This window comes from Achromobacter sp. 1012554356, from assembly GCF_059760815.1.
The window spans coordinates 15,031-39,627 of the sequence record NZ_JCBANC010000060.1; the positions used below are offsets into that span (position 1 = coordinate 15,031).

At 65.8% G+C, this 24,597-nt stretch carries 26 protein-coding genes and 1 pseudogene; 19 read left to right on the forward strand and 8 right to left on the reverse strand.

The annotated features are described in order from the left end of the window. Positions 1 to 93: 93 nt before the first annotated feature. Positions 94 to 1,017 carry an ABC transporter ATP-binding protein gene (locus tag AC6LJW_RS24140; RefSeq protein WP_498088447.1) on the forward strand — a complete coding sequence of 308 codons (924 nt, stop codon included), beginning with the start codon at positions 94 to 96 and terminating at the stop codon, positions 1,015 to 1,017. Continuing rightward, on the forward strand, positions 1,014 to 1,775 hold the full coding sequence (locus AC6LJW_RS24145; RefSeq protein WP_056563003.1) for an ABC transporter permease: 762 nt from the start codon (positions 1,014 to 1,016) through the stop codon (positions 1,773 to 1,775). The genes AC6LJW_RS24140 and AC6LJW_RS24145 overlap by 4 nt, the downstream gene beginning before the upstream one ends. 152 nt (positions 1,776 to 1,927) lie before the next feature. Here the strand turns inward: AC6LJW_RS24145 and AC6LJW_RS24150 are convergent, their stop codons facing one another. Both AC6LJW_RS24150 and trhA read right to left on the reverse strand, forming a co-directional pair. Then, positions 1,928 to 2,338, reverse strand: coding sequence for a DUF4168 domain-containing protein (locus tag AC6LJW_RS24150; protein ID WP_498088448.1), 411 nt, complete (start codon positions 2,336 to 2,338; stop codon positions 1,928 to 1,930). 243 nt (positions 2,339 to 2,581) lie between these two features. Beyond that, positions 2,582 to 3,226: a PAQR family membrane homeostasis protein TrhA gene (gene trhA, locus AC6LJW_RS24155; RefSeq protein WP_056562997.1), complete on the reverse strand. Its 645-nt coding sequence runs from the start codon at positions 3,224 to 3,226 to the stop codon at positions 2,582 to 2,584. 488 nt (positions 3,227 to 3,714) lie between these two features. On the opposite strand from trhA, the gene AC6LJW_RS24160 reads away from it, so the two are divergent. Together AC6LJW_RS24160 and AC6LJW_RS24165 are read left to right on the forward strand one after the other, a co-directional pair. Then, a complete protein-coding gene (locus tag AC6LJW_RS24160) occupies positions 3,715 to 4,854 on the forward strand; it encodes an extracellular catalytic domain type 1 short-chain-length polyhydroxyalkanoate depolymerase (protein WP_427986483.1) in 1,140 nt (379 codons plus the stop codon). Positions 4,855 to 5,041: 187 nt separating this feature from the next. After that, positions 5,042 to 5,563 carry a DUF1993 domain-containing protein gene (locus AC6LJW_RS24165; RefSeq protein WP_498088449.1) on the forward strand — a complete coding sequence of 174 codons (522 nt, stop codon included), beginning with the start codon at positions 5,042 to 5,044 and terminating at the stop codon, positions 5,561 to 5,563. A 47-nt stretch (positions 5,564 to 5,610) separates the two neighbouring features. Here AC6LJW_RS24165 and AC6LJW_RS24170 read toward each other — a convergent pair whose 3' ends face one another. Both AC6LJW_RS24170 and AC6LJW_RS24175 read right to left on the reverse strand, forming a co-directional pair. After that, on the reverse strand, positions 5,611 to 6,108 hold the full coding sequence (locus tag AC6LJW_RS24170) for a VOC family protein (protein WP_427986485.1): 498 nt from the start codon (positions 6,106 to 6,108) through the stop codon (positions 5,611 to 5,613). A gap of 40 nt (positions 6,109 to 6,148) precedes the next feature. Beyond that, positions 6,149 to 6,505 (reverse strand): DUF1428 domain-containing protein, encoded by a 357-nt coding sequence (locus tag AC6LJW_RS24175; RefSeq protein ID WP_056562985.1) that lies wholly within the window; start codon positions 6,503 to 6,505, stop codon positions 6,149 to 6,151. A 171-nt stretch (positions 6,506 to 6,676) separates the two neighbouring features. Here AC6LJW_RS24175 and AC6LJW_RS24180 point away from each other — a divergent pair, with 171 nt between their 5' ends. Next, positions 6,677 to 7,651 carry a GlxA family transcriptional regulator gene (locus tag AC6LJW_RS24180; protein ID WP_056562982.1) on the forward strand — a complete coding sequence of 325 codons (975 nt, stop codon included), beginning with the start codon at positions 6,677 to 6,679 and terminating at the stop codon, positions 7,649 to 7,651. A 183-nt stretch (positions 7,652 to 7,834) separates the two neighbouring features. Next, complete coding sequence (locus AC6LJW_RS24185; protein WP_498088450.1) at positions 7,835 to 9,457, forward strand: methyl-accepting chemotaxis protein; 1,623 nt, start codon at positions 7,835 to 7,837, stop codon at positions 9,455 to 9,457. A 4-nt stretch (positions 9,458 to 9,461) separates the two neighbouring features. On the opposite strand, the gene AC6LJW_RS24190 is transcribed toward AC6LJW_RS24185, so the two are convergent. Next, positions 9,462 to 9,947 (reverse strand): hypothetical protein, encoded by a 486-nt coding sequence (locus AC6LJW_RS24190; protein ID WP_427986487.1) that lies wholly within the window; start codon positions 9,945 to 9,947, stop codon positions 9,462 to 9,464. A gap of 174 nt (positions 9,948 to 10,121) precedes the next feature. Between AC6LJW_RS24190 and AC6LJW_RS24195 the strand changes: the two genes are divergently transcribed. The 3 genes from AC6LJW_RS24195 to AC6LJW_RS24205 are packed head-to-tail and all read left to right on the forward strand — an operon-like array spanning position 10,122 to position 12,219. Continuing rightward, entirely contained in the window at positions 10,122 to 10,910 is a 789-nt protein-coding gene (locus AC6LJW_RS24195) for a PhzF family phenazine biosynthesis protein (RefSeq protein ID WP_498088451.1), read from the forward strand. 24 nt (positions 10,911 to 10,934) lie between these two features. After that, entirely contained in the window at positions 10,935 to 11,522 is a 588-nt protein-coding gene (locus AC6LJW_RS24200; RefSeq protein WP_427986488.1) for an SUKH-4 family immunity protein, read from the forward strand. Between the two features lie 16 nt (positions 11,523 to 11,538). After that, positions 11,539 to 12,219 (forward strand): SMI1/KNR4 family protein, encoded by a 681-nt coding sequence (locus tag AC6LJW_RS24205; protein WP_498088452.1) that lies wholly within the window; start codon positions 11,539 to 11,541, stop codon positions 12,217 to 12,219. Positions 12,220 to 12,291: 72 nt separating this feature from the next. Here AC6LJW_RS24205 and AC6LJW_RS24210 read toward each other — a convergent pair whose 3' ends face one another. Next, positions 12,292 to 13,146 carry a helix-turn-helix domain-containing protein gene (locus AC6LJW_RS24210; RefSeq protein WP_427986490.1) on the reverse strand — a complete coding sequence of 285 codons (855 nt, stop codon included), beginning with the start codon at positions 13,144 to 13,146 and terminating at the stop codon, positions 12,292 to 12,294. Positions 13,147 to 13,409: 263 nt separating this feature from the next. Between AC6LJW_RS24210 and AC6LJW_RS24215 the strand changes: the two genes are divergently transcribed. The 5 genes and pseudogenes from AC6LJW_RS24215 to AC6LJW_RS24235 form a co-directional block, all read left to right on the forward strand. Continuing rightward, entirely contained in the window at positions 13,410 to 14,288 is an 879-nt protein-coding gene (locus AC6LJW_RS24215) for a fumarylacetoacetate hydrolase family protein (protein WP_427986491.1), read from the forward strand. Continuing rightward, entirely contained in the window at positions 14,285 to 15,070 is a 786-nt protein-coding gene (locus AC6LJW_RS24220) for an alpha/beta fold hydrolase (RefSeq protein WP_498088453.1), read from the forward strand. The genes AC6LJW_RS24215 and AC6LJW_RS24220 overlap by 4 nt, the downstream gene beginning before the upstream one ends. 108 nt (positions 15,071 to 15,178) lie before the next feature. After that, a complete protein-coding gene (locus AC6LJW_RS24225) occupies positions 15,179 to 16,495 on the forward strand; it encodes a metal-dependent hydrolase family protein (protein ID WP_498088454.1) in 1,317 nt (438 codons plus the stop codon). Between the two features lie 109 nt (positions 16,496 to 16,604). Next, a complete protein-coding gene (blaAMZ, locus tag AC6LJW_RS24230) occupies positions 16,605 to 17,795 on the forward strand; it encodes an AMZ family class C beta-lactamase (RefSeq protein ID WP_498088455.1) in 1,191 nt (396 codons plus the stop codon). A gap of 206 nt (positions 17,796 to 18,001) precedes the next feature. Continuing rightward, positions 18,002 to 18,508, forward strand: a pseudogene (locus AC6LJW_RS24235) (DUF2242 domain-containing protein); the annotation flags it as partial. On the opposite strand, the gene AC6LJW_RS24240 reads toward AC6LJW_RS24235, so the two are convergent. Next, the gene (locus AC6LJW_RS24240) at positions 18,447 to 18,809 is read right to left on the reverse strand and encodes a pentapeptide repeat-containing protein (RefSeq protein WP_498088457.1); all 363 of its coding nucleotides are present in this window, start codon (positions 18,807 to 18,809) and stop codon (positions 18,447 to 18,449) included. The pseudogene AC6LJW_RS24235 and the gene AC6LJW_RS24240 sit on opposite strands and share 62 nt — an antisense overlap. Before the next feature lie 141 nt (positions 18,810 to 18,950). Here AC6LJW_RS24240 and AC6LJW_RS24245 point away from each other — a divergent pair, with 141 nt between their 5' ends. The 4 genes from AC6LJW_RS24245 to AC6LJW_RS24260 all read left to right on the forward strand — a co-directional run bounded on the left by AC6LJW_RS24245 (position 18,951) and on the right by AC6LJW_RS24260 (position 22,183). Next, positions 18,951 to 19,376 (forward strand): CopD family protein, encoded by a 426-nt coding sequence (locus AC6LJW_RS24245; RefSeq protein ID WP_498088456.1) that lies wholly within the window; start codon positions 18,951 to 18,953, stop codon positions 19,374 to 19,376. A 298-nt stretch (positions 19,377 to 19,674) separates the two neighbouring features. Beyond that, positions 19,675 to 20,436, forward strand: a complete 762-nt coding sequence (locus AC6LJW_RS24250) for a MetQ/NlpA family ABC transporter substrate-binding protein (RefSeq protein WP_234015914.1) — start codon at positions 19,675 to 19,677, stop codon at positions 20,434 to 20,436. 6 nt (positions 20,437 to 20,442) lie between these two features. Next, positions 20,443 to 21,546 carry a methionine ABC transporter ATP-binding protein gene (locus AC6LJW_RS24255; RefSeq protein WP_056562959.1) on the forward strand — a complete coding sequence of 368 codons (1,104 nt, stop codon included), beginning with the start codon at positions 20,443 to 20,445 and terminating at the stop codon, positions 21,544 to 21,546. Then, the gene (locus AC6LJW_RS24260) at positions 21,527 to 22,183 is read left to right on the forward strand and encodes a methionine ABC transporter permease (protein WP_400524315.1); all 657 of its coding nucleotides are present in this window, start codon (positions 21,527 to 21,529) and stop codon (positions 22,181 to 22,183) included. Before AC6LJW_RS24255 ends, AC6LJW_RS24260 begins: the two co-directional genes overlap by 20 nt. A 33-nt stretch (positions 22,184 to 22,216) precedes the next feature. On the opposite strand, the gene AC6LJW_RS24265 is transcribed toward AC6LJW_RS24260, so the two are convergent. Continuing rightward, positions 22,217 to 23,239: a hypothetical protein gene (locus AC6LJW_RS24265; RefSeq protein WP_056562954.1), complete on the reverse strand. Its 1,023-nt coding sequence runs from the start codon at positions 23,237 to 23,239 to the stop codon at positions 22,217 to 22,219. 140 nt (positions 23,240 to 23,379) lie between these two features. Here AC6LJW_RS24265 and AC6LJW_RS24270 point away from each other — a divergent pair, with 140 nt between their 5' ends. Continuing rightward, a complete protein-coding gene (locus AC6LJW_RS24270; RefSeq protein ID WP_056562951.1) occupies positions 23,380 to 24,570 on the forward strand; it encodes a trans-sulfuration enzyme family protein in 1,191 nt (396 codons plus the stop codon). The last annotated feature ends 27 nt before the right edge of the window (positions 24,571 to 24,597 follow it).

Genomic DNA, 24,597 nt, shown 5'->3' on the forward strand with positions numbered 1-24,597 from the left:
CCCAAAAAGAAAACACACCGTTCCGCCAGGCTGAACAAGCGCGGGCTGCGCGACGGGTAAAATCCTCCGGCTATGGTCAAGTTGGGGGCTCGCGTGCAGCCAGTCATTGCAGTACAAGGCTTATCCAAGCAATATGCGTCCGGATTTCAGGCGCTCAAGAACGTCAACCTGGACATCCAGCGCGGCGAGATTTTTGCGTTGCTCGGGCCGAACGGCGCGGGCAAGACGACGCTGATCAGCATCATCTGCGGCATCGTCAATCCCACCCACGGCACGGTGCTGGCCGATGGTCACGACATCGTGACGGATTATCGTGCCGCCCGGTCCAAGATCGGACTGGTGCCGCAGGAAATCTCCACGGACGCCTTCGAAAGCGTCTGGAACACGGTCACCTTCAGCCGCGGGCTATTCGGCAAGCCCGCAGACCCCGCCTATATCGAAAAGGTCTTGCGCGATCTGTCGCTGTGGGACAAGAAGGACAGCCGCATCATGGCGCTGTCCGGCGGGATGAAGCGGCGCGTCATGATTGCCAAGGCGCTGTCGCATGAGCCGGCCATTTTGTTTCTGGACGAGCCCACGGCGGGCGTCGACGTCGAACTGCGGCGCGGCATGTGGGAAATGGTGCGGCGACTGCGCAAAAGCGGCGTCACCATCATCCTGACCACGCACTACATCGAAGAAGCTCAGGAAATGGCGGATCGCATCGGCGTGATTCGCAAGGGTGAAATCATCCTCGTCGAAGAAAAGGATGCGCTGATGGCAAAGCTGGGTAAGCGCCAGCTTGCGCTGACGCTGAAGGTGCCGCTGCCGGGCATTCCAACGGCGTTGGACGCCTACCAGCTTGAACTTTCGCCGGACGGCTACAAGCTTGTCTATACCTACGACAACGAGCGCGGCGGCGATATTTCGCGTCTGCTGCAGGACTTGAGCCGCCTGCAGATTGAATTTGCAGACCTGAACACCTCGGAAAGCTCGCTCGAGGACATCTTTGTCAGCCTGGTGCACGGTCAATCATGAACTTCTACGCCATACGCGCCATCTACCTTTTCGAAATGGCCCGCGCCTGGCGCACGCTGATGCAAAGCGTGCTGTCGCCGGTGATTTCAACGTCGCTCTATTTTGTCGTGTTCGGCTCGGCCATCGGTTCGCACATGGTCGAAATTGACGGTGTGAGCTACGGGGCGTTCATTGTTCCGGGCATGATCATGCTGTCGCTCTTGACGCAGAGCGTGGCCAATGCCTCGTTCGGCATCTACATGCCGCGCTTTTCCGGCACGATCTACGAGATCCACTCCGCGCCCATTTCGTACGTGGAAATCCTGATGGGTTACGTCGGTGCGGCCGCCAGCAAGTCCATCATTCTGGGCCTCATCATGCTGGCCACCGCGCGCCTGTTCGTGGCGTTCGACGTGGCGCATCCGTTCTGGATGCTGTCGTTTCTGGTGCTGACCGCGGTGACGTTCAGCCTGTTCGGCTTCATCATCGGGATCTGGGCCGATGGGTTTGAAAAGCTGCAGATCATTCCGCTGATGATCATCACGCCGCTGACCTTCCTGGGCGGCACGTTCTATTCGATCAACATGCTGCCGCCGTTCTGGCAGACGGTCACGCTATTCAATCCCGTGGTCTATCTGGTCAGCGGTTTCCGCTGGGCATTCTTCGGCGTGGCGGACGTCAGCATTGGGATCAGCGTGGGCATGACGCTGGCCTTCCTGGTTGCGTGCCTGATCGGCGTTCGCTGGATCTTCAAGACAGGCTACCGCTTGAAGACCTGATTTGGCATGGCCCCCGGGCCTGCCGGAGTGCCGCCCAGTAAAGACAACGCGCCGCATGACCCGTTCGGGGCATGCGGCGCGTTGTCTTTACTGGGGCAGCGGTCGCGGGTGTGCGTCTGCGTTTGCGTCTGCGTGCCCGTCAATGCCTGGGCTTACCGCGTCGGCTGCATTTTCATCAGGCGATCGCGAAGCTGGGGGTCCTGCTGCACGGCTTGGCCGATGCCGTTGAATTCCTCGACCGTCAAACCGTCCGCGCGGACCAGCTTGACCATCTTTTCGTCAGCTTCCTTAACGACTTTCTGCTTGGCGTCGTCGGTCTTGGCGGCGTCGACCTTGGGACGATACTCGTCAACGACGCCAGAAATCTTCATCGAGGCCGAAGCGAACTTCTGCAATTGCTGATCCGTTGGCTTCTGCACGGCGGGCGCCATGCCCGGCGGGGTTTGCGCTTGTGACTGCGTCTGTGCCGGGGCCTGCGCGCCCTGTTGCGCCAAAGCAGGTGCACCGGACAGCGCCGTCGTCAGAATGGCGGCGGATAGGAACGCGTATTTGGAACGCTGCATGAAAACTCCTTGTTCCGGTTGAAAGTCCGACCATGATGACGAACCGGGCCGCCGTGGGACAAGTTTCGCGATGTGTTTTCCTGTGTCGGCAGGCCACGAGATTGCGCACGCGTGGTGCGGGGGCCGCCCCGGGGGCCGCCGGGCCCCCGGGTTCGAAACGTTTTGCGCGGTTTCGTAGTCGCTGCTGGCCGCGATGTGTCCTTAGGTTTGTCCGGCGGACTCGGATGTGGCGCGTTTGCGGCTTCAGGCGGCGTACCAGAACACCGCAAAGAAATGGCAGACGGTGCCGGCCAGTACGAACAGATGCCAGATGAAATGGCTGTAGCGCCAGCGGTTGTCGAACACGAAGAACACCACGCCGCCGGTGTACGCGAGGCCGCCCGCCACCAGCCACCACAGGCCGCCGGCCGGGACCAGTTCAAGCAGGGGTTTGACCGCGATGACGACGATCCAGCCCATCGCCAGGTACAGGCCGGTGGAGAGCGCGGGCCGGTTGAGCCGTTTGCTGGCCTTCAGGCCCACGCCCAGCAGCGCCAGGCCCCACACTAGTCCGAAGAGCGTCCAGCCCCATGGGCCGCGCAGCGCGCCCAGCGCGAACGGCGTGTAGGTGCCGGCGATGAGCAGGTAGATGGCCGAGTGGTCCAGCACATTGAAGATCTGCTTGGCGCGGCAGCGGGGCAGCGCGTGATAGATGGCGGACGCGAGGTACAGCAGGCACATCGATACCGCGAACACGGCGGCGCCGGCGATGAAGGCGGCATCGCCCTGGCGCACGGCGGCGGCGATCAGGAGCGGGGTGCCGGCCAGTGCACCCACGGCGCCAAGGCCGTGGCTGATGCTGTTGGCGATTTCTTCGCCCAGAGTCTGGGGGCGGTCGTTGGGAAACATGGAAGGCCTGTCTGTGACAAGTTGTCCACCTTAGGCGTTTTGGGTCGCCCGCTCAAGCGCGGGCTTCAGGTTGGCCCGACTGATCCGATGAAGGTTTGATCTGGTGCAAGGATGCTTGGCCGGGGAAGGGGAGCGAAGGAAGACGAGCGGAAAAAGGCGAGCGCCAATTTAGTTACGCTGTGATACATTTAACACGCGAACAACCTGCCCGACAGAGGCGGTGCGCGTTCTTCACTCCGGGCTTGCACGTCGGCCGCGCCAGGCGCTGCCGTGATCGACACTCTTAGGGGAAGCACTCATGAATCCGGCACTTGGCCTTACGCTTGGCCTTACGGTTGGGGCGACCTTTTCGCCCATCCTCACGCCCGCATCCGACGACAGGCATCCGCCTTGCGGAGCGGCGTAGCCGCGGCGACCGTCGTCCGGCGCTGCCAACCCCGGCGCACCGGGCGGCGCGGCAAACAGGAACTACCGAACAGGCCCTAGCAATGGCGCGCAGTTTCAGCAGTCTGTTTTTCAAAGCGGCAAAGAAAATCACCCGGCTCCAGCGCGCGGCGATGCGCCTGGCGGCCCCCAAACCCACCCGCAAGCGTGCCACATCGGCGCGCAAGACGGCGGCCGGCTCCGCGGCGGGGCGTGCAGTTAAGACGACGCGGCCCGCCGGAAGCTCTGGCGCGGGCAGGGCAGCGGCGCCCGAGGCGGCGTCGCTCGGCGCCGGACGTTGGGAGGCCTCGCGCCAGTTCACGGACAAGACGGGCCGCCGGCTGGCCTTTGCCCGATACACCCCCGCATCCGCCACATCTGCCACAGCCGCGGGCATGCCGCTGGTCGTGATGCTGCACGGCTGCCGGCAGACGGCCGAGGCCTTCGCCACAGGGACGCGCATGAACCAGTGGGCCGACGCCGGTGACTTCATGGTGCTGTATCCGCAGCAATCCCTGGCGCGCCAGGTGCAGCGCTGCTGGCGCTGGTTTCAGCCGGATGACGAGCATGGCGGGGCCGAGGCCGATCTGATCGCGGCCCTGATCCGGTCCGAGGTCGCGCGTCATGGCCTGGACCCCGAACGCATCTACGTGGCGGGCCTGTCGGCGGGGGCGGGCATGGCGGCACTCGTCGCCCTGCGCCATCCGAGCCTGATCGCCGCGGTGGCCATGCACTCGGGGCCGGTCGTGGGCGACGCGCATAACGCGGGCAATGGCTTGAGCACCATGCGGCGCGGCAGCATCAAGCCGCTGGCGCCGCTGGTGGAATCCGTGGCGGACCCCGCCGTCTTCGACCTGGGCATGCCGGCGTTGATCCTGCACGGCCAGCTCGATCCGGCCGTGGCTCCGCGCAACGCCCGGCAATTGTTCGAACAGTTCCGCACCTTGAATGCCGCCGATCCGCACGCGTTGCCGGTCGAGCGCGTGCTGGGACTGGGCACCGAAAAGGCGTACCGCCGGGTGGATGTGCTGCGCGGCCGCAAGACGGTGCTGCGGCTGTGCGAGATCACGCGGCTTGAACACGCCTGGAGCGGCGGCGATCCCGCCATCCGGTATCACGCGCGCAGCGGTCCGGATGCGTCCGCGCTGGTGTGGCGGTTCTTTCAGGGGCAGCGGCGCACGGGCGCGATTGCTGCCGCGCAATGACGAGCGCCCGGGTCAATGGCGAGCTGCTGGCGCGCTGTGGCGCGGCGGATTGTCCGAGCATCCAGAATGATGTTGTCGCCGCCACCGGCGTCCGGGCGGCGTAACATCGCTGCAATCACAAAGCGTCAGGCGCCCGGTGCCTGTTGACGCCTCTTTGCCACCTCCAACTCTTACGGAAGTCGTCGTCATGCCCTTGTCCCTATACCAGGCGTCCGTGCCTGTATTCATCCGCGGCCTGAATGTGCTGGCCGCGTTGCTTGAAAAGGCGGCCGCCCACGCGCAAACCACCGGCATCGATCCGGCGGAACTCGTCAACGCGCGCCTTGCGCCCGATATGTATCCGCTATCGGGCCAGGTCCAGCGGGCCAGCGACGCCTCGAAGTTCGCGGCACAGCGGCTGTCGCAGGGTGACGCTCCGAAATTTGCCGACACCGAAACCACGCTTGCGCAATTGCAGCAGCGCGTTGCCGACACGATCGCGTATCTGCAAAGCGTGAAGCCCGAGCAGGTCGATGGCGCGGAAAGCCGACGCATCACGCTGAGCTTTGGCGAGTTCAAGCCTGAATTCCAGGGCGACGAGTATCTGCTGACGTTCGCGCTGCCCAACTTCTACTTCCACGTGACGACCGCCTACGGCATCCTGCGCCAGGCGGGCGTACCGATCGGCAAGCTGGATTTCCTGGGACCGTACCCGCAACTGGCCCCTTGAGGGGACGGCGTGGCCCGGCGCGGCTTGGTCCGCGTCACGCCGCGCCATCATTGTTTTGAAGGGTCGCCGCAGCCTTCGGTGGGCCCCATCTTCGCCATGTTCTGCTGGATCTCCTCGGGCGTGAGGTCCTGCATGTGCGTGGCGATGGACCAGCGGTGACCGAACGGGTCCACCACCTGTCCGTAGCGGTCGCCCCAGAACATGTCGGCAGCGGGCATGGTGACTTGTGCGCCCGCCGCGACTGCCTGCTGGATCGCGGCGTCCGCGTCGGTCACATACAGGTGCAGCACGGCGGGTGTGCCCTTGAGCGCCTTCGGTCCCAGGCTGCCCCATTCCGGAAAATCATCCATCAGCATCAGGACCGAATCGCCGATCCGGATGGCTGCGTGCATGATCTTGCCGTTGGGTCCGGGCAGCCGCATCAGCTCCTCGGCATTGAAGGCTTTCTTGTAGAAGGCGAGGGCGTCGGACGCGCCCTCGCAAATGATGTGCGGCGTCAGCGTGTGCATGCCGTCGGGAATGGGCTTGGCTGCTTTGGTGGCCATGATGTGTCTCCAGGGTTGTTGAATGGCTGCGCCCGGGGCGCTAGTTGCCGACCAGCGTGGCGAAGCCGCCCCAGCACATGCGCTTGACGTCGAATACGCCCTCGCAGCACATTTCCGCCAGGCGCGGGTCGGACATCACCTTGGCGTTGATGCGATTGCGCTCTTCCTTGCTGGGATACAGGATCCACGCGAACACCACGACTTCGCCTTCGCGCGCCCCGGCCGCGGCGCTGAACGATGCGAAGCCTTCGCCGTCGATATCGTCGGCCACGCCTTCGCGGTAATCCAGCGCGCCGTGTTCGCGCCAGATGCCCTCGGCGTGCGTGGCCATTTTCTTGTACGTGTCCAGGTTGGCCTTGGGTACGCACAGCAGGAAACCGTCTATGTACTTGTCCATCGATCACTCCTCGAGTCCGTGTTGTTCTGGTTTGGGCCGGGACGTCCGCAATCCGCCTCGGCCGCCGTCCGGATTTCTGGATCGGCAGGAGCCACTTTATCGGGATCCGCAAGGCTTTCAGATAGGCAATTGCGACAATCTTGCGGGTGGATTGCGTCAGCGTGCAGGCGTATGCTTGGCGACATGAAAAACGTCGCGTTCCTGCTGCCCAAGGGGACCAATATTGCGTCCCTGGAAACCGCGCGCCACGGCTTCATGGTGGCCAACGAATACCTGCGCGCGCATGGCCGCGAGCCGCGGTTTCACGTGCGCACGCTGGCGCTGACGCGCGAGGTCAGCCTGGACGACGGACGCATCAAGGTGCAGGCCGACATGGTGCTGGCAGACGCGACCGACATCGATATCTGCATCGCGCCGCCGCTCTTGGGATCGGTGTCGGACGCGGTGCTGTCCAACCGCGAGCTGATTGAATGGCTGTCGCGCCATCACCGCGATGGCGGCGAGGTCGCCAGCCTGTGCATGGGCGCCGCCCTGCTCGCGGCGGGCGGCGTGCTCGACGGGCAGCAGGCGGTGGTGCACTGGGTGGCGCAGAACCTCTATGCCAGTCTTTTTCCCACGGTGCGCTGGACCAGCGATCGCGTCGTCATGGCGGAAAACGGGGTCTATACGAGCGGGGGCGCATTTTCTGCCGCGCACCTCGTGCTGCACCTGATCGAAAAGTACACCGACCGCGACACCGCGATCTGGTGCGCCAAGTATTTCCAGCTGGACTGGAGCCGCCAGAGCCAGTTGCCGTTTTCAGTATTCATGGGGCAGAAGTCGCACGCGGACGACATCGTGCGGGCGGTGCAGGACTACATCGAAGGCCGCTACCAGGAAAAGATCACCGTCGAGGAACTGGCCGGCCGCCACGCGCTGGGCCGGCGCACGCTGGAACGGCGCTTCCGCCAGGCCACCGGCAACAGCATCGTCGAATACGTCCAGCGCGTGCGTGTGGAAGCCGCAAAGCAGCGGCTCGAAACCTCGCGCAAAAGCGTTGCCGAGGTCATGTACGAAGTGGGCTACAACGACACCAAGGCCTTTCGCGACATCTTCAACAAGTACTGCGGCATGTCGCCCGTGGGGTATCGCGAGCGGTATCAGTAGCGCGGTAAGTGCTGCACACCGAGTGCGGGGCTGCCGCGCGGGCGTAAAGGTCAAACTCGTTACAGCAGTGTTGCTGCGCCACGCCTTATCTTCGTTGTCTTTGTGGAATCGCAAACATCGCCGCGTGCAAATGTTTGCGAAATGTGTCGGGAAACCTAGACTGGGGTTTTCCCGAGGTACCCCATGAAGCTCCGCACCCATTTCGGCAATCTCTCCATTGGCACCCGGCTGGGCCTGGGCTTTGGCGCAGTCCTGGTCCTGCTGCTGGCCCTGGCCGGCGTGTCGCATTTCGAGCTGACACGCATCGGCAGCATCAACCGCGAAATCACGCAGGAAACCTGGGTGAAGGCCAGCGCGATATCGGTGGTCGACGTGACCACGCGCGCCAACGCCCGCGTCAATCTGGAACTGATCGTCAACGCCGACCCGGCCGCCATGAACAAACTGTTCCAGCAGATCGAGGCCAACCGCAAACGTATCGACGACGCCCTGGCCACGCTGCGGCCCTTGATGACGACGGCAGACGCCGCCGCGCGGCTGCGCACGTTGGAAGAGGCGCGGGGCCGCTACGTGAAATCCTTCCAGTCGGTGGGCGCCATGCTCAGAAGCGGCGATCGCGACGGCGCCCGCCAGCGCATGCTGCAAGAGACGCTGCCTATCCTGGACAGCCTGCAGGACCACATCATCGCGTTGTCCAGACAGCAGTCCGCCGACATGGACGAGGCCGGGATCGCAAGCCAGACCATCATCGGGGAGGCCGAGCGCGTGAACGTGGGCCTGGCGGGCCTGGCGCTCGCGTTGGGGGCGCTGCTTGCGTGGCGGGTCAGCCGGTCGATCACCCGTCCGCTGGCACGTGCCGTCAAGGCGGCGGAAACCGTGGCGGGCGGAGACTTGGGCCAGCGTATCGTAGCGGACTCCCGCGATGAGACCGGGCGCCTGCTGCATGCGTTGCAGGACATGCAGGAACGGCTGGCCGGCGCCGTCCGCGCGATCCGGCATGGTTCCGAAACGATTGCCAGCGCCTCTGGCCAGATCGCCGCTGGCAACACCGACCTGTCCAGCCGCACCGAAGAGCAGGCGGCATCGCTTGAGGAAACCGCGGCGTCCATGGAGGAACTGGCCTCGACCGTGAAGCAGAACGCGGACAACGCGCGCCAGGCCAACCAGCTTGCGGCCAATGCATCGGAAATCGCGCTGCGCGGCGGCGCGGCGGTGTCCGCGGTGGTCGGCACCATGCAGGAGATCTCGGCCAGCTCGCACAAGATTTCCGACATTGTGTCGGTGATAGACGGCATCGCGTTCCAGACCAACATCCTTGCGCTCAACGCGGCGGTCGAAGCGGCCCGCGCGGGCGAGGAAGGCAAGGGCTTTGCCGTGGTGGCAGGCGAAGTCCGCTCGCTGGCCCAGCGCAGCGCGCAGGCCGCGCGCGAGGTCAAGGCGTTGATCGAGGATTCCGTAGGCAAGGTGGGCGCGGGCGCCCGTCAGGCCGAAGGCGCGGGCGCGACCATGCAGGAGATCGTCACCGCCGTCCAGCACGTGACGGACATCATGGGCGAGATCGCGGCCGCGTCGCACGAACAGGCTAGCGGCATCGATCAGGTGAACCGCGCCGTGGCGCAGATGGACGAGGTCACGCAGCAGAACGCGGCGCTGGTGGAGGAAGCCGCCGCCGCCGCCGGCTCGATGCAGGACCAGGCACGCGAGCTGGTGCGGGCGGTGGGTGTGTTCCGGCTGACCGAAGACGCCGCGCGGGGCGGCCAGGATCAGGAGCCGCCTCGGGCGCGCGGCGCGCTGATGCTGGCGTGAGCCGCTATTTGCCGCACGCGGCCTGCAATGCCTTCATCTGCGGGCTGCCTTGCGCAAAGCGCACGAATTGCACCTGGCTTTCGTCCATTGTCTCGTCCTTGATGGTGGTGACGAGGGCGTCCTTCAGGTAGTAGCTGGTGGCCGGCAAGAAGCCCACTTGCGCCTGGCGGCAATCGAACAGCACGTCCGTCACTGACCGGTCGTAGCTTGCGCGCTGCTTGTCCGCGCCCGGGATGGTCTGGACGGCGGTGTAGCGCAATTCCATCTTGCCCCGGGCGTTGCCCGACGCCTGCCGCGTGTCGGGCAAGCCGCTGATCCGGATCGAGACATTGGGGTGGTCCGGACGCGGCGGCACCTCGAACCATTGCTGTGCGTGGGCGCCCGTGCCGGCCAGGAGCGCGGCCGCGGCCGCCAGCGGCGCCAGGATCAGGCGGGGACGGAAACCTGCCAAACGGGCTGGGGAGACGGAAACAGCAAACGGTGGGCGCATGGATTGTCCGGGGTCGAAAGCGGTTTTCTTCTGCCGCCGCCCCGTGGCGGTTGGATCGCGTGTCGCATCGGGGCAGGGCGTTCAAATGTAGCAAAATGCGGTCTGGCGCCGCGCGCGACGATCATTGCGACACCCCGTGCCACACCCCGTGCGACATTCTCTTTCCGGATTCTCATGCCCCAGTTCGATCTCTACCAGGTAGACGCCTTCACCGCCGCGCCCTTTGGCGGCAACCCTGCTGCGGTGGTGCCGTTGCAGGCCTGGCTTCCCGACGAAACGCTGCAGCGTATTGCCGAGGAAAACAATCTTTCCGAAACTGCCTATTTCGTCCGAAACGGCGATGTTTATGAACTGCGCTGGTTCACGCCCGCCGTCGAGGTCGACCTGTGCGGCCACGCGACGCTCGCAACGGCTTATGTGCTGTTCGAGCAGTTGAACGCGCCGGAAGACGTGCTGCGGTTTTCGACGCGTAGCGGCGAGCTGCGTGTGCGTCGTGCGGGCGACCGGCTGGCGATGGACTTTCCGGCCAAGCAGCCGCAGGCCGTGGACATGCCGCCCGCGCTGTTGCAAGCGCTGGGCCTGCCCGCCGCGCAGTCGCTGTACCGGACCGACGACTATCTGGTGGTGATCGAGGACGAGTCGCTCATCGATGCCCTGACGCCGGATTTCGCGGCGCTGGCGGCTTTCGACGTACGGGGCGTGGCCGTGACGGCACCGTCTGCGCGCTTTGACTTCGTGTCGCGCTGGTTCGGTCCGCGCGTGGGCGTGAACGAAGATCCCGTGACGGGGTCGGCGCACACGTCGCTGGCGCCGTATTGGGCGCAGCGCCTGGGCAAGCGCACGCTGACCGCGCAGCAGGGTGGGGCGCGCAAGGGCCAGTTGCATTGCGAAGTGCAGGACAACGAACGCGTGGTGATCAGCGGTCAGGCGGCGCTGTACCTGCGCGGCACGATTTATCTCTAAGACGTTGTCCGGATACGCATAAACATGAATTCGTTTGAACCCATCCGGGCGCAGTTCGCGCGATTCGGCGAACTACGTCCGCAGCCGCGCGACGCGTGGCAGGGCGACATTGCGCTGCCGCAGGTGCTGGCGGACTTCTATGACCAGGTCGGCCCGTGGGGCGCCACCTATCACCAGAACGTGGGGCCGGTCGGCATCACGCTTTCCGAAACCAACATCAGTTTTCCGCCGCTGTACAAGCTGTGGGACCGGCAGGCCGGATATCGCTGGGACGCCTCGAACGGCGAACGCGTTACCGAGTGGCAGGACAACTGGCTGGTGATCGCCGACCAGAACGCGGACCCTTTCATCCTGGACACCGAAACCGGCGAGATCCTCTACGCCATGCACGGCACGGGCGCGTGGGACGCGGACGTGGTGGCGCCCGATCTGCCGACGTTCGCGTCCGCGCTGGCTGCGGTTGGCGTCGTTTGCCTGGAGGCCGACGAAGACCTGCGCAACGACGACTGGGAAATCAAGCCCGAGCATCGGGCGCGTGCGTTGCAGGCGCTGACCACGGTGCTGGGCGACCCGGTCGAGGCCGAGTGCTTCCTGGATGTGCTTGAGTTCTGACGAAGGAAAAAGACGAATGGCAACGTTTGCCGAACTGGCCGAGGATTGCGGCGTGGCCTTGCCCGGCATGCTGGCCCGGTTGATCGACGCCGGCCGCATCGGCTATGGCGAGGACAGCGCGGCGTGGCGCGGCGACTGGAAGGGCAACACGCTGGCCGCACGGCCTGTGCTGTCCTGCATGGATGACCTGGAATGGATCGACGCGCATCAGGCGCGCGAAACCGCCGAGGAATGGCTCAACCCCGGCTATCAGCACGGCAGGCGCTTTCTGCCGTTTGCGGAATCTGGCGCGGGCGATGCCTATTGCCTGACGCCCACGGCGGGCGGCGGCGTCGGCGTTGCGCTCGTCTGGCATGACAGCGGCGATGCGCGCGTGGACTGGGCGTCGTTCGAGGCGTTTGTGTTCGATGCGCTGGTGCGCAGCGCGGCAGACGTGGGGCATCTGGTTGAGGATGGTTTCACGCCGGCCGAAGCGGTGGAATGTGTCGCTGCCAACATCAACGCATTGAAGGAATACCTGCCGCCGGTGATGCGGGCGGAACTGGACAGGCTGATGGCCGATGCCCCGCTCGTGCCGGCGGACGGCTCGACGGTTTGGATCGATGAGGCGGCCGTCGATGCGGCATTGGCGCTGTTGCCGCCCGTGCAGGACACGTCTTTCGAGGTGGTGCCGCGTTGGGAGTGCGGGGAAGCGTAGCGCCGTAAAACCTGGCGTCATGAACCCCGGTGCGATGCATGCGCGCGGTCGATGCGTCCAGCCACTTGTTTTTCAGGGAATCCCCGTCAGCAGATGCGGCGCGGAGCCGGAGGCCGCGCGCCGGAAACGCGACGGCGACACGCCCATGTGATCGCGGAAAAACCGCGAGAAATTCCCCGGCGTCGAAAACCCCAGGTCCATCGCCACCGAAGTCAGCGGCTGCTCCTGCTGCACCAGCCTGCGCACGGCTTCTTCCACGCGCACCGCGCTCCAGAACACCTGCGGCGTGGTGTTGAGCTGGTCGCGGAACAGCGCGAAGAAGTGGCCGCGCGACAACCCGACCTTGCTGGCGATGTCTTCCACCGCAACCGGTTCGTGGACGTTTTCGCGCATGTAAAGGATGGCGGTGCGAAGGCGCCTGTCCAGCGTCTGCGGACGGGGCGCCACGCCGGGCGGGCGGCTTGTCTGGGAAGACGATTCGATCGCCGCCTGCAGCAGCGCTTCGACTTCGGCGTCGATGTCGGCGCGCGGGTGATCTTGCGGTGCGACGATCTTGTCCAGCAGGCTCCAACAGCCCTGGCGCACCGCCGGGTCGATGGGCACGCCGGGCGCGGTGAAATGGAAAGGGCGGCCGGTGGCGGCGCGGCGCTCGTCCAGCCAGGGCTTCGCAATGTACAGGACGAGGAAGACGGCCGGACCCGAGCGGTCGAGCAGGCGCGCGTCATGGGATTCATAGGTATTGGTGCCCAGCGCAAGATGTTCGCTGTAGGGCACCAGTTTCGAGCCGACGTGCGCCTCGGCTCTTGCGCCGCCCAGCCACAGGGCAAGCTGCACTTCCGCATGCGCATGCGCAATCAGGTCCCCGCGCAGCTCCAGCACGACCGCGCGGCCGAATGCGCCTTCGTGCAAGGCGTAAGTCTCTTGCATGATCTGTCTCCCAGTTCTGATCGGGCGATGAGCGCGCGCACGCCTCGCCGGGGCCACCTGTCCGCCGGGGCCTTCTGCGGGAATTTTATGGGCGTGGTTTCGGGCATTGCCGGGCTCTAGGTGTATACACCTATCACGCCATCTGACTCTGCGATAAGTTCCCGCACCGAACGATAAGCGCGGCCGTGCTGGCACTCCTAAAGTCGTGCTGACGGCGAGGCATGAACCGTTCGCCGATTTACTGATGCACGAAGGAGACCGCGGTGCGCATTGCAAGTTATTTGATGAACGGAGAGCCCGGCGTCGGCCTGGTGTCTGATGACGGCCTGTCGATCGCGCCCCTGGCGCTTGATGACGCAGGCAGGCAGCTCGGCGCGCAGGCCGTGATTGACCTCGTGGCGGCGGGCCGTCCGCTTCCCGAGACGTTGGCGCCGCTGCGCCTGGCCGACGTCATCCTTCGGGCGCCACTGCCCCGGCCGCGTCGCAACGTGTGGTGCGTGGGGCGCAACTACCACGCGCATGCCAAAGAGTTGTCCGCGTCCGTCTTCAAGGACAACGACGCCAATCCGGAATCCTGGCCCATCGTCTTTACCAAGGTGCCGGAATGCGTGGTGGGGCCGCGCGCGCAGGTCCTGTTGCCGGTCGGCGTATCCACGCAGATCGACTACGAGGCCGAGCTTGGCGTGGTCATCGGCAAGACAGGCAAGAACATCGCGCGCGGCGCGGCGCTGGAGCACGTCTTCGGCTACACCGTCATCAACGATGTCACCGCCCGCGACGTGCAGATGCGGCATCAGCAATGGGACATGGGAAAGTCGTTCGATACGTTCTGTCCGATGGGGCCGTGGATCGTCACGGCGGATGCGTTTGACGGGACCAGGACGCGCGTGCGCTGCTGGGTCAACGGCGAGCTCCGGCAGGATGGTCCCACGGAGAACATGATCTTCGACATCCCGACCCTGATCGAAACGATCTCGCGCGGCATCACGCTCTACCCGGGCGACGTGATCGCCACGGGCACGCCGGCAGGCGTGGGCATGGGAATGACGCCTCCCCGATATCTGGTGGCCGGCGACGTGGTGCGCGTGGAGGTCGAGGGGCTGGGCAGCGTCGAGAACCAATTCGTGGAGGAGGCGTCATGACGACAACATCGATCAACGGTCTGTCGGTGGAAATCGACGGTGACGGCCCCGCATTGCTGTGCATTCACGGGCTCGGCGGCTCCTCCAACACCTGGACGCCGCTGATGGGCGCCTGGACGGGCTTTCGGGTCATCCGCCCCGATCTGCCCGGCAGCGCCAGATCCCCTTTGACGGATGGCGAGCTGTCCATCGCGGGCTATGTCGACGCGCTGGTCTCGGTGCTGAACGCGCTGGACTGCGGCGCGGTGCACGTGGCGGCGCATTCGTTGGGGACCATCGTCGCGCAGCATCTGGCGTTGAAGGAGCCGGCCCGGGTCCGGACGCTGGCGCTCTTCGGGCCGCTGGCCGAACCGCCGGAGGCGGGCAGACCGGGCATCCGGGCGCGCGCGGCGCTGGCCCGTCAGGGCGCACCCGCCATGCAGGAAATCGCCGATGCCATCGTCAAGGGCGCCACCAGCCGCCGCACCAAGGCGGAACAACCGGCGGTGCTGGCGCTGGTCCGGGAAAGCGTGATGCGCCAGCCGCCGGAAGGGTATGCGCGAAGCTGCGAGGCGCTGGCCGGCGCGAAGTCCGCCGATCTTGAGCGCCTTGGCGTGCCGGTGCTGCTGGTGACGGGCGATGAAGATGGCGTTGCACCCCCCGCGAACGTGCAGGCCATGGCGGCGCGCATCCCAAACAGCCGCTGCACCGTCGTCGCGGACTGCGGACACTGGACCACGTTCGAGCAGCCGGGCGCTTGCGTGGAAGCGTTACAGGCGTTTCACGCGGGCTTGGCCCGATGAAGCGCGGGTGACTGCGAGCTTTGCAGCACCCGATCCGCAGCACCGACGTCACACCAACACCTTTCATAAAAAAATTCTGACCCCCCGCGGGCCAGGAGGAGACCTCGCATGTCCAGAATCGCATTTACCAACGTCGTCATCTTTGACGGAAGCGGCGACGACGTCTTTGACGGAGAGTTGCTGATCGACGGCGGCCGCATCGTCGAGGTGGCGCGCCTGCCCGAACGGATCAACCGGGACGGCGCGCGCGTCGTCGATGGCAAGGGCCGGTTCCTGATGCCGGGAATGACCGAGGCGCACACGCATTTCTCGTGGAATGATCAGCCCACGCTGGCGGCCATCCAGTTCATGCCGCCCGAGGAGCACATCCTGTGGTGTGTCCGCGTGGCCAAGCGCTATCTGGAAATGGGGTGGACGTCCGCCATCGGCGCGGCGGCGGCCAAGCCGCGGCTGGACGTGGTGCTGCGCAATGCGATCAACGCCGGCGAGTGCCCGGGCCCGCGCTACCTGGCCGGCAGCCAGGAGATCACGACCATCGGCGCGCTGGGCGACAACACGCTGCCCCACATGCATTTCGAGGAGCTGAGCTTTGGGAGCGTTTGCAGCGGCCCCGAGGAAATCCGCCGCTCGGTCCGCACGTTCATCAAGTACGGCGTCGACCACTTGAAGATCAATCTGTCGGGCGAATATATCGCGGGCCTGCCGGCAGAGATGTCGCCCTTTGCGGAAGACGAAATCGCCATGCTGGCCTCGGAAGCCAAACGGTATGGCAAACGGATCGCGGCCCACGCGCGTTCCAGCGAATCGGTCAAGCAATGCGTGCGCCACGGCATCGAGATGGTGTATCACGCCAGCTTCGCGGACGACGAAGCGCTGGACATGCTGGAAGCCAACAAGCACAAGCATTTTGTCGCGCCAGGCATCGGGTGGCTGGTCCGCACCGCGTTCCATGCGTCGGACTACGGCATCACCCCCACGATTGCAGAAAGCATGGGCTACAAGCGCGAACTGGAAATCGCCGCGGAAAGCCTGCGCAAGATGCACAAGCGCGGCATACGCATTCTGCCGGGCGGCGACTACGGATTCGCGTGGATGCCGCACGGCACGAACGCCAACGACCTCCAGTACTTCGTGGACTACATCGGCATGACGCCGGTCGAGGCGCTGGTCGCGGCCACGCGGCTGGGCGGGCAGATCATGCAGCGGCCTGACGAACTGGGGATGCTGCGTCCCGGGTATCTGGCCGACGTGGTCATGGTGGACGGCAATCCGCTGAACGACCTGGCGCTGCTGGTCGACCCGGAACGGATCGTTCTGGTGGTAAAGGACGGGAAGGTCTGCAAGGATATGTGCGGCACGGTGCAGGACGGCACCGGGAACTTGAATGCGGCCCAGCCGCTGCGTGCGGAGCCGGCCTTGGCTTGAGGCAGCGCGCGGGGAGGGGAAAGACGCCAGTTCGGACGCGCGTCGCGGTACGATTCGGCATCGCCGCCCGTTCCGCCGGCTTGTCCGTCCCCCTCCCTGAGAATGCTGCATGAACACCCGTAGACGCCTCTGCGCCGGCCTTCTTTGCGCCGGCCTTCTTGCCGCCGTGTCTGGCCCCGCCCTCGGCCGCTCTGAATTGCCCTACATCGACAGCGTCGTGAACGAGGCGGCCCGCGCGGTCATGCGGCAGCACGACATCGCTGGCATGGTGATCGCCGTCACGCATCAGGGCCGCCAACGCTTCTACACCTACGGCGTCGAGTCGCTGGAGACGCGACGCGCGGTCAATCGGGACACGCTCTTCGAACTGGGGTCGATCAGCAAGACCTTCACCGCGACGCTTGCCGCCTATGCGCAGGCCAAGGGCCAGTTGGCGCTGACGGACAGTCCGGCGCGGTTCATGCCTGAGCTTGCCGGGACCGAGTTCGCCAAGCTGACGCTGGTGAACCTTGGCACGCACACCACGGGCGGCTTTCCATTGCAGGTGCCCGACGACGTGCGCGACAACGCGCAGTTGATGCAATACCTGAAGGCATGGAAGCCCGAACACGCGCCCGGCACGTATCGCTCGTATGCCAATCCCAGCATCGGCATGCTGGGCGTCGTGGCCGCCGCGAGCCTGAAGCAGCCGTTCGCGCAGGCAATGGAGAAGGACCTGTTTCCGAAACTGGGCCTGACCAGCACGTACATCGACGTGCCCGCCGCCAAGGCGTCGCGCTATGCGCAGGGCTACAACAAGCAGGGCGCGCCGGTGCGCGTCAATCCCGGTGTGCTGGCGGCCGAGGCCTATGGCGTCAAGTCCACCGCGCGCGACATGCTGCGCTACGTTGAAGCCGGCATGGACATGGACGTGCTGGATAAGGACATCCGCCGCGCCCTCGCGGATACCCATGTGGGCTATTACGAGGTGGGCGGCATGACGCAGGACATGGCGTGGGAACAGTTTTCGTATCCGGTGGCGCTGGACACGCTGCTGACGGCTAACGCCGGGACGCTGAACAGCCAGAGCCATCCCGCAGAGGCGCTGCAGCCGCCTTTGGCGCCACAGGGCGAGACCTGGATCAACAAGACGGGGTCGACCAATGGGTTCGGCGCCTACGTGGCGTTTGTGCCCGCGCGCAAGCTCGGCATCGTCATCCTGGCCAACCGCAATTATCCCAACGAAGCGCGCGTGCGGTTGGCGGCGGAGATTCTCGGCGCGGTGGACAAGCAGCCGGCGCCGCCCCGAGCGGCGCGTTGACCCCGAAGTGATGACCCGCCGAATTCGATACGAATTACGACGCGGGCCTTGATGGGTGCGCCCGCGGGTTTGCAGGGGGATCGTCGGTGGAGGTCGCCCCTCGGCGTTCGAACCTGTTTCAACATATCTCCGGCTTGGACTGTCCCCATTAAGCAAACGGTTTTCTTGCCTGATAATGCAGGTCGTCGCCCCATGCCGGACCTCTCATGCCTCGCGTCACCCGCCGCTTCGTTTTTCCGTTGTTTGCCACTCTGACGGCCGTCCTGGCCGGATGCTCTTCCCCCAAGCCCGTCTACGAGCGCGAGGACTTCGCGCAAACGGATACCTACTCGCGCAGCGTTCCGGCGGCCAGCAGCGCCGCGTGTGATGCGGGCCGGCGGGCCTTGCTGAGCCAGGGCTATCTCATCGACAAGTTCGAGCCGTCGCGCGTTACCGGCCACAAGAACTTCGAGGGCGAGGACGGGCAGCATACGCAGATCAGCTTCAACATCGAGTGCGCGTCGGACGGCAGTGCGAGCGACCGCACAACCGTGTTTGCGAACGCCGTGCAGGACCGCTATTCGATCAAGCGCACTGGCAACTCGGCCAGCGTGGGGGTCAGCGTGCTGGGGCAGGTGTCGATGCCCTTTGGCGGCAGTGACGACTCGCTGGTCAAGACCGCCAGCCAGACGGTGACGCGGCCCAAGTTCTATGACGGGTTCTTCCAGCTGTTGCAGCGGTTCCTGCCGGACGCACAAGCGGCCGCCAAGCCGCCGGAGCCGCCCGTGCGGACGAAGGGCGCCGCGCCCAAGCCCGCGCCCGCGCCGGCCGACCCGGTGGTGGCGCCGAATGCGCCGGCGGATACGCTGAATCCGGCTGAGGCCGGCGGCGACAAGCCGGCGCCGGCGGCCAATGGGGCGCCGGCAAGTACGCCGGCGGCGGGAGCGCCTGCCGCAGGAACGCCCGCCTCAGGGTCGCCTGCCGCAGGGTCGCCTGCCGCAGAATCGCCTGCCGCAGAATCGCCTGCCGCAGAATCGCCTGCCGCGCCCGCTGCGCCGCAGTCCGGCAACTGACGCTTTACCCCCGGCGCATCGACGGCTGCGCAGTTTGCCGTAGCGCAAACTGCCCGCGCCGAGGCGCCGCGCCGGTCTGCCGCGAGCGGCGATAATGCCGCCCATGACATACCAACTCCTCAAGATGGCCCACGTCGCGGCCGCGGTCGCGTGGCTTTGCGGCTCGCTCTTCGTTGCCCTGTTCCTGCTGACCTCGCAGCCGCAGGACGGCGAAGACGCGCCAAAGGAGCGCAAGATGCTCCACGCGCTGCGCCGCTGGACGCTCTTTGTCACCACGCCCGCCATGGTCATCACCTGGCTCATCGGCCTGCATCTGGCCATGACGTTCGGGTGGTTCGCGATGAACTGGATCTGGATCAAGGTGGCCTTTGCGCTAAGCCTGTCGGGGTTGGTCGGCATGCAAAGCGCATCGCTGCGGCGCATGGCGGGCGGTAGCGGCAAGCGCCCGCCCTTGATCGACCTGCAGGCCCCGTACGTCGTGCTGGCGGCCGCGGCCATCGTGACGCTGGTAGTGGTCAAGCCGTTCTGAACGACTGGCCGGACTGCTCGTCCGGCACCTGCCCGGCGCCCCATATGCCAACGCGCCATATCCAAAAAACCCCGTAATAACGACTCAACCAACTATTCGTTCGCGCGCATAAGCCCCGTCCCTAGAATCGTCTCTCTCATAACTGCGTTGACTTAGAGGCGATTCCATCATGACTATGCGTATTCTTGCCGCCGGGGCTTCCTCGGATGCAGGCGTTTCCCACGGCGCGCGGCAATCGCGCATGGCATGGACGCCGCTGTTCAAGCGCCTCTTGGGCGCGGTGCTGGCCTCGGCCGCGATGTTCCACGGCCCGGCGTTCTCGGCAGACCCGAAGCCGCTCAAGGTGGGCGTGCGCGGCGGGGTGGACGAGCAGATCTGGGAAGTGGTGACGCAGGTAGCCAAGAAAAACGGCCTGGCCGTCGAGCCCGTCGTCATCACCGGCACCGCCAGCCCGAACGAGGCCCTGAACAACGGCGACCTGGAGGCCAATGCCTTCCAGCACATTCCCTTCCTGAACGACCAGATCAAGCAGCGCGGCTACAAGCTGGTGCCGGTCGCCAACACGCTGATCTCGCCCATCGCGTTCTATTCCAAGAAATACAAGTCGCTCAAGGAATTGCCGGATGGCGCGAAGGTGGGCATTCCCAATGACCCAAGCAACCAGACGCGCGCGCTGGTCATCCTGCGCGACCAAGGGCTGATCACGCTGAAGGACGGTTTCGACCCGGCCACCGGCACCGCCACGCTGGCCGACGTGACGTCCAATCCCAAGAAGCTCAACTTCGTGGAAAGCGCATCGGTCGTGCTGGCGCGCTCGCTGCCCGACGTGGACACCGCCGCCATCGTTAACAGCTTTGCATACCAGGCCGGACTGATCGCCACGCGCGACGGCATCGCGGTCGAGAAGAAAGAGAACAACCCCTACGTGAACATCATCGTCGTGCGCGAGAAGGACAAGGACGCGCCGTGGGTACCCGCGCTGGTCAAGGCGTACCACTCGGAAGAAGTTCGCCAGTTCATCCTGACCAAGTTCGAAGGCTCGGTGATCCCGGTCTTCTGAGCCAAGATGCAACGCGAACTTTCCCTGGCCGCGGAAGCGGCCGGCGCAGCGCAATCGCCGGCGCGCGACGCGCACATCGTGTTCGAGGGGCTGCAAAAGCAATATCAAGGGCCCGCGGGCCCCGTCGCGGCGTTGTCGGATGTGTCGTTTTCGATTGCGCGCGGCGAGGTATTCGGCATCATCGGCCGCAGCGGCGCGGGCAAGTCGACGCTGCTGCGCTCGATCAACATGCTGGAACGCCCCAGCGCCGGCCGCGTGCGGGTGGACGGCGTGGACGTGGGCAGCCTGGACGAGAATGCGCTCGTCGGCCTGCGCCGCCGGATCGGCATGATCTTCCAGCACTTCAACTTGCTGTCCGCCAAGACGGTGGCCGAGAACGTCGCGCTGCCGCTGCGCGTGGCCGGCGTAAAGCCCGCGGCCGCGCGGGCGCGGGTGGACGCGCTGCTGGACATGGTGGGCCTGCGGGACAAGGCCGACGTGTATCCGGCTAAGCTGTCCGGCGGCCAGAAGCAGCGCGTCGGCATCGCGCGCGCGCTGGTCCACGAGCCCGAGATCCTGCTGTGCGATGAGGCGACATCGGCGCTAGACCCCGAGACCACGCAATCGATCCTGGGCCTGCTGCTGGACATCAACCGCAACCTGGGCCTGACCGTCGTACTGATCACGCACGACATGGCCGTGATCCGCGAGGTCTGCCACAAGGTGCTGGTGCTGGACGGCGGCCGCAACGTCGAACTGGGCGAGGTGTGGCGCGTGTTCGGCAACCCACAGGCGGATGCCACGCGCGCGCTGCTGCGGCCGCTTCAACACGACCTGCCCGCGGACCTGGCGGCCCGGCTGGTGCCGGACCTGCAAGGTCGCCCCGGCGTCGCCGTGCTGCGCCTGCGCTTCACCGGACAAGGCCGGCCAGACGGCGTGTCGCTGCAGGCGTTGGCCGCGATGGGCCCGGGCGCCACGCTGCTGCACGGCGGGCTGGACCGGCTGCGCGGCCATGCGCAGGGCAGTCTGCTGGTGTCTGTGCCCGCGCACGCTTTACAGGAAGAGGCCGCGCGCGCCGCGCTGGTGGCCGATCAGATCAAGGTGCTGGGCTATGTCGCTACCGATGCTTGACAAGTACCTGCAGGCGTTTCTGCAGACCCTGACGATGGTGAGCATTTCCGCCGCCATTGCCATCGCGACCGGCCTGGCGCTGGCCGTGGTGCTGACCATCACCGCGCCGGGCAATCTCTACCCGCGTCCCCGTTTCAACAAGGCGCTGTCGATCACGGTGAACACGTTTCGCGCCATCCCGTTCATCATCCTGCTGGTCGCGATGCTGCCGTTCACGCGCTTTCTGGTGGGCACGACGCTAGGCACCTGGGCGGCCATCGTACCGCTGTCGGCCAACCTGATTCCGTTCTTTGCACGCATTGCGCAGGTCAGCCTGAACGACGTGGACCACGGTCTGGTCGAGGCGGCGCGCGCCATGGGCTGCCGGCGCTGGCACATCGTGCGTCACGTGCTGCTACCCGAGGCCCTGCCCGGCATCATCGGCGGCATGACGGTCAGCGTCATCGCCATGATCAACGCGTCGGCGATGGCCGGCGCGGTGGGGGCGGGCGGCCTGGGCGACCTGGCGATCCGCTACGGCTACGAGCGTTACGAGACGCGGGTGATGTTTGAGGTGATCGTCATCCTGATCGCGCTGGTGTCGATCGTGCAGTTCACCGGCGAGTGGCTGTCGCGCCGCGCCGACCACAAGCGGTGAACGATGCGAGTCGCGCGCGAAGCGTCCTCTGGTTCAGCGCAATGGCGCCTGCGGCATGGCCGCCAGGGATTGCGTCGCCAACCGCTCCTGCTCGCCGGCCAGCCGGTTGACGGCGTCCTGGTGCTGATGAAAGCGCGCCAAGTCGGCATCGCGACCGAACATCAGTTCGTCCCGGTCCGCGTACCAGAACTGCCGGTTGTCATCGAGCAGCGTGATCATCAGCCCGAATTCATGCAGGATCTGCGTTTCCAGGTCCCAGACGCGCGCCAGTTTTTCTTCGCTGGCCGCGCGGGAGTCCTGCAACGCCTTCAGGATCTTGTCCTTTTCCGGTTCGGCGATGGTCAGCGAGCGCACCAGCGCAGGCATTCCGTTCAACACGTCCATGCTTTGTTCGCGGTAGCCGGGCACGAGCTGTTCGGCCTGTTCCAGAATCAGACGGCTTTCGATCAGGCCCGAGTCGCGCGCCAGACGCCGGGCGTCGAACAGCTTGGGCAGGCCGATTTCCTTGAGTTCCTGCAGGTACGCGCGATGCTGCGCCAGCCGTTCGCCCGCGATGGTCTTCATGGCCCGTTCCATTTCGCCGTACGGACCGGTGGCCTTGGGCGAGGGGTCGATGGCGGGCACGTCTTCGGGCGCGCCGCTGCCGCCGCCGGCCTGCAGGCGCAGCGCGTCGATGGCCTTGCGGATTTCGGTGTTGGCGATGTCGCGCTGGCGGTTGTCGTGGGTGCGCTCGGCAAGCGGCCCGGCCACGGCGGCCAGCAAGCACACCCCCGCGCCCAGCATGATGCGCAAGCGGTTGCGCGGCGTGCGAAAGCGGGTCCAGATCGAAAAGACGCCCAGAACGGCAAACAGGATGAGGCCCAGAAGAATGGCGCCGCCGAAGGCCAGCTTGGCGACGTCCAGCATGGTGGCGGGCCGGCTGCTGTAGACGGCCCACGCCAACATCGCGGAATAGACCAGACAGGTGGCGGCCTTGAGCAGCCAACCGGGTTGGGGCGGCTTCGCGGGGATAACCGCCGGGCCGGCGGCCGCGGCGGGCGCTTGCGGGTCGTTCATGTCGCGCACGAAAACGGAGATACGGCGTTTGACTGTAAAGACTCGCTTCGGCCCCGTCAATGCCGCGGACCTGCGGCGATTTCCGATTTCCAGGCAGGCGCGATGCGCCCCTGCACCCACCCATGACAGGAGTGACAACCATGACCGACCTCGCGCAGCAAGGCTTTGCGACCCGCGCCATTCACCTGGGCTACGACCCGCTGGACGAACAGGGGGCGCTGTCGCCGCCGCTGTATCTGACGTCCACCTACACGCAAGACAGTATCGAGGCCTTTGACCGGATCCGGCTCGGCGAGGCCCAAGGCTATGTCTACGGCCGGACGCGTAATCCGACGCAGGCGCTGCTGGAAGAGCGGCTGGCGTCGCTGGAAGGCGCCGAGGCCGGCGTGGTGACGGCCTCGGGCATGGCGGCCATTTCGGCCACCCTGTTCTCGCTGCTGCAAAGCGGGGACGAGATCGTGGTTGACCAGATCGTCTACGGCACGGCCTTCACGCTATTCACGCAGGGGCTGTCCCGATTCGGCGTGCGCGCCGTGTTCGCGGATTTCACGCAGCCGCAGTCCGTGGCTGCCGCCATCGGCCCCAAGACCCGGGCGGTGTACTTCGAGACCCCCGCCAATCCGAACCTGCGCCTCGTGGACATTGCGGCCATCTCGGCCATCGCGCGCGGCAAGGGGCTGCTGACCATCGTGGACAACACCTTTGCCACGCCGGTGCTGCAGCGTCCGCTTGAACATGGCGCGGACATCGTGCTGCATTCGGCCACCAAATACCTGGGCGGGCACGGGGACCTGCTGGCGGGCGCCGTGCTGGGCCGCAAGCAGCACATCGACGCCATCCGGCTGCAAGGCTTGCGCTACTTCACGGGCGCGACGCTGTCGCCCTTCACGGCGTTTCTGGTGCTGCGCGGGATCAAGACGCTGGAGCTGCGCGTGCAGCGCCATAGCGAATCCGCGCTGAGGGTGGCCAAGCTGCTGCGCGAGCATCCGGCGGTGGCCGATGTGTTCTATCCGGGCCTGGCCGGCACGGCGGGCGCAGACATTGCGCAGCGCCAGCAGGCGGCGGGCGGCGGCCTGGTGGCGTTCGAGCTGAAAGGCGGTCTGGTGGCCGGCAAAACGCTCTTGAATAGCCTGAAGCTGGCGCGCATCGCCGTCAGCCTGGGCGATCCCGAGACGCTGATCCAGCATCCGGCGTCGATGACGCATGCCAGCTACTCGGCAGAGGACCGCGAGCGCTATGGGCTGTCCGAGGGCTTGCTGCGGCTGTCGGTCGGGCTGGAAACGCCCGAGGACATTCTGGCGGATCTCAAGCAGGGTCTGGATCGGGTGTAGGCGGCGGCGCGGCGGGCGGTGTGGCGG

Bases quoted from the DNA above. Each gene is read 5' to 3' on its own strand.
- AC6LJW_RS24265 (WP_056562954.1), bottom strand. From the start codon at position 23,239: ATGAACGACCCGCAAGCGCCCGCCGCGGCCGCCGGCCCGGCGGTTATC.
- AC6LJW_RS24260 (WP_400524315.1), top strand. From the start codon at position 21,527: ATGTCGCTACCGATGCTTGACAAGTACCTGCAGGCGTTTCTGCAGACC.
- AC6LJW_RS24210 (WP_427986490.1), bottom strand. From the start codon at position 13,146: ATGCAAGAGACTTACGCCTTGCACGAAGGCGCATTCGGCCGCGCGGTC.
- AC6LJW_RS24270 (WP_056562951.1), top strand. From the start codon at position 23,380: ATGACCGACCTCGCGCAGCAAGGCTTTGCGACCCGCGCCATTCACCTG.
- blaAMZ (WP_498088455.1), top strand. From the start codon at position 16,605: ATGAACACCCGTAGACGCCTCTGCGCCGGCCTTCTTTGCGCCGGCCTT.
- AC6LJW_RS24165 (WP_498088449.1), top strand. From the start codon at position 5,042: ATGCCCTTGTCCCTATACCAGGCGTCCGTGCCTGTATTCATCCGCGGC.
- AC6LJW_RS24175 (WP_056562985.1), bottom strand. From the start codon at position 6,505: ATGGACAAGTACATAGACGGTTTCCTGCTGTGCGTACCCAAGGCCAAC.
- AC6LJW_RS24160 (WP_427986483.1), top strand. From the start codon at position 3,715: ATGGCGCGCAGTTTCAGCAGTCTGTTTTTCAAAGCGGCAAAGAAAATC.
- AC6LJW_RS24180 (WP_056562982.1), top strand. From the start codon at position 6,677: ATGCTTGGCGACATGAAAAACGTCGCGTTCCTGCTGCCCAAGGGGACC.
- AC6LJW_RS24225 (WP_498088454.1), top strand. From the start codon at position 15,179: ATGTCCAGAATCGCATTTACCAACGTCGTCATCTTTGACGGAAGCGGC.
- trhA (WP_056562997.1), bottom strand. From the start codon at position 3,226: ATGTTTCCCAACGACCGCCCCCAGACTCTGGGCGAAGAAATCGCCAAC.
- AC6LJW_RS24185 (WP_498088450.1), top strand. From the start codon at position 7,835: ATGAAGCTCCGCACCCATTTCGGCAATCTCTCCATTGGCACCCGGCTG.
- AC6LJW_RS24150 (WP_498088448.1), bottom strand. From the start codon at position 2,338: ATGCAGCGTTCCAAATACGCGTTCCTATCCGCCGCCATTCTGACGACG.
- AC6LJW_RS24255 (WP_056562959.1), top strand. From the start codon at position 20,443: ATGCAACGCGAACTTTCCCTGGCCGCGGAAGCGGCCGGCGCAGCGCAA.
- AC6LJW_RS24190 (WP_427986487.1), bottom strand. From the start codon at position 9,947: ATGCGCCCACCGTTTGCTGTTTCCGTCTCCCCAGCCCGTTTGGCAGGT.
- AC6LJW_RS24205 (WP_498088452.1), top strand. From the start codon at position 11,539: ATGGCAACGTTTGCCGAACTGGCCGAGGATTGCGGCGTGGCCTTGCCC.
- AC6LJW_RS24220 (WP_498088453.1), top strand. From the start codon at position 14,285: ATGACGACAACATCGATCAACGGTCTGTCGGTGGAAATCGACGGTGAC.
- AC6LJW_RS24245 (WP_498088456.1), top strand. From the start codon at position 18,951: ATGACATACCAACTCCTCAAGATGGCCCACGTCGCGGCCGCGGTCGCG.
- AC6LJW_RS24195 (WP_498088451.1), top strand. From the start codon at position 10,122: ATGCCCCAGTTCGATCTCTACCAGGTAGACGCCTTCACCGCCGCGCCC.
- AC6LJW_RS24250 (WP_234015914.1), top strand. From the start codon at position 19,675: ATGTTCCACGGCCCGGCGTTCTCGGCAGACCCGAAGCCGCTCAAGGTG.
- AC6LJW_RS24200 (WP_427986488.1), top strand. From the start codon at position 10,935: ATGAATTCGTTTGAACCCATCCGGGCGCAGTTCGCGCGATTCGGCGAA.
- AC6LJW_RS24145 (WP_056563003.1), top strand. From the start codon at position 1,014: ATGAACTTCTACGCCATACGCGCCATCTACCTTTTCGAAATGGCCCGC.
- AC6LJW_RS24170 (WP_427986485.1), bottom strand. From the start codon at position 6,108: ATGGCCACCAAAGCAGCCAAGCCCATTCCCGACGGCATGCACACGCTG.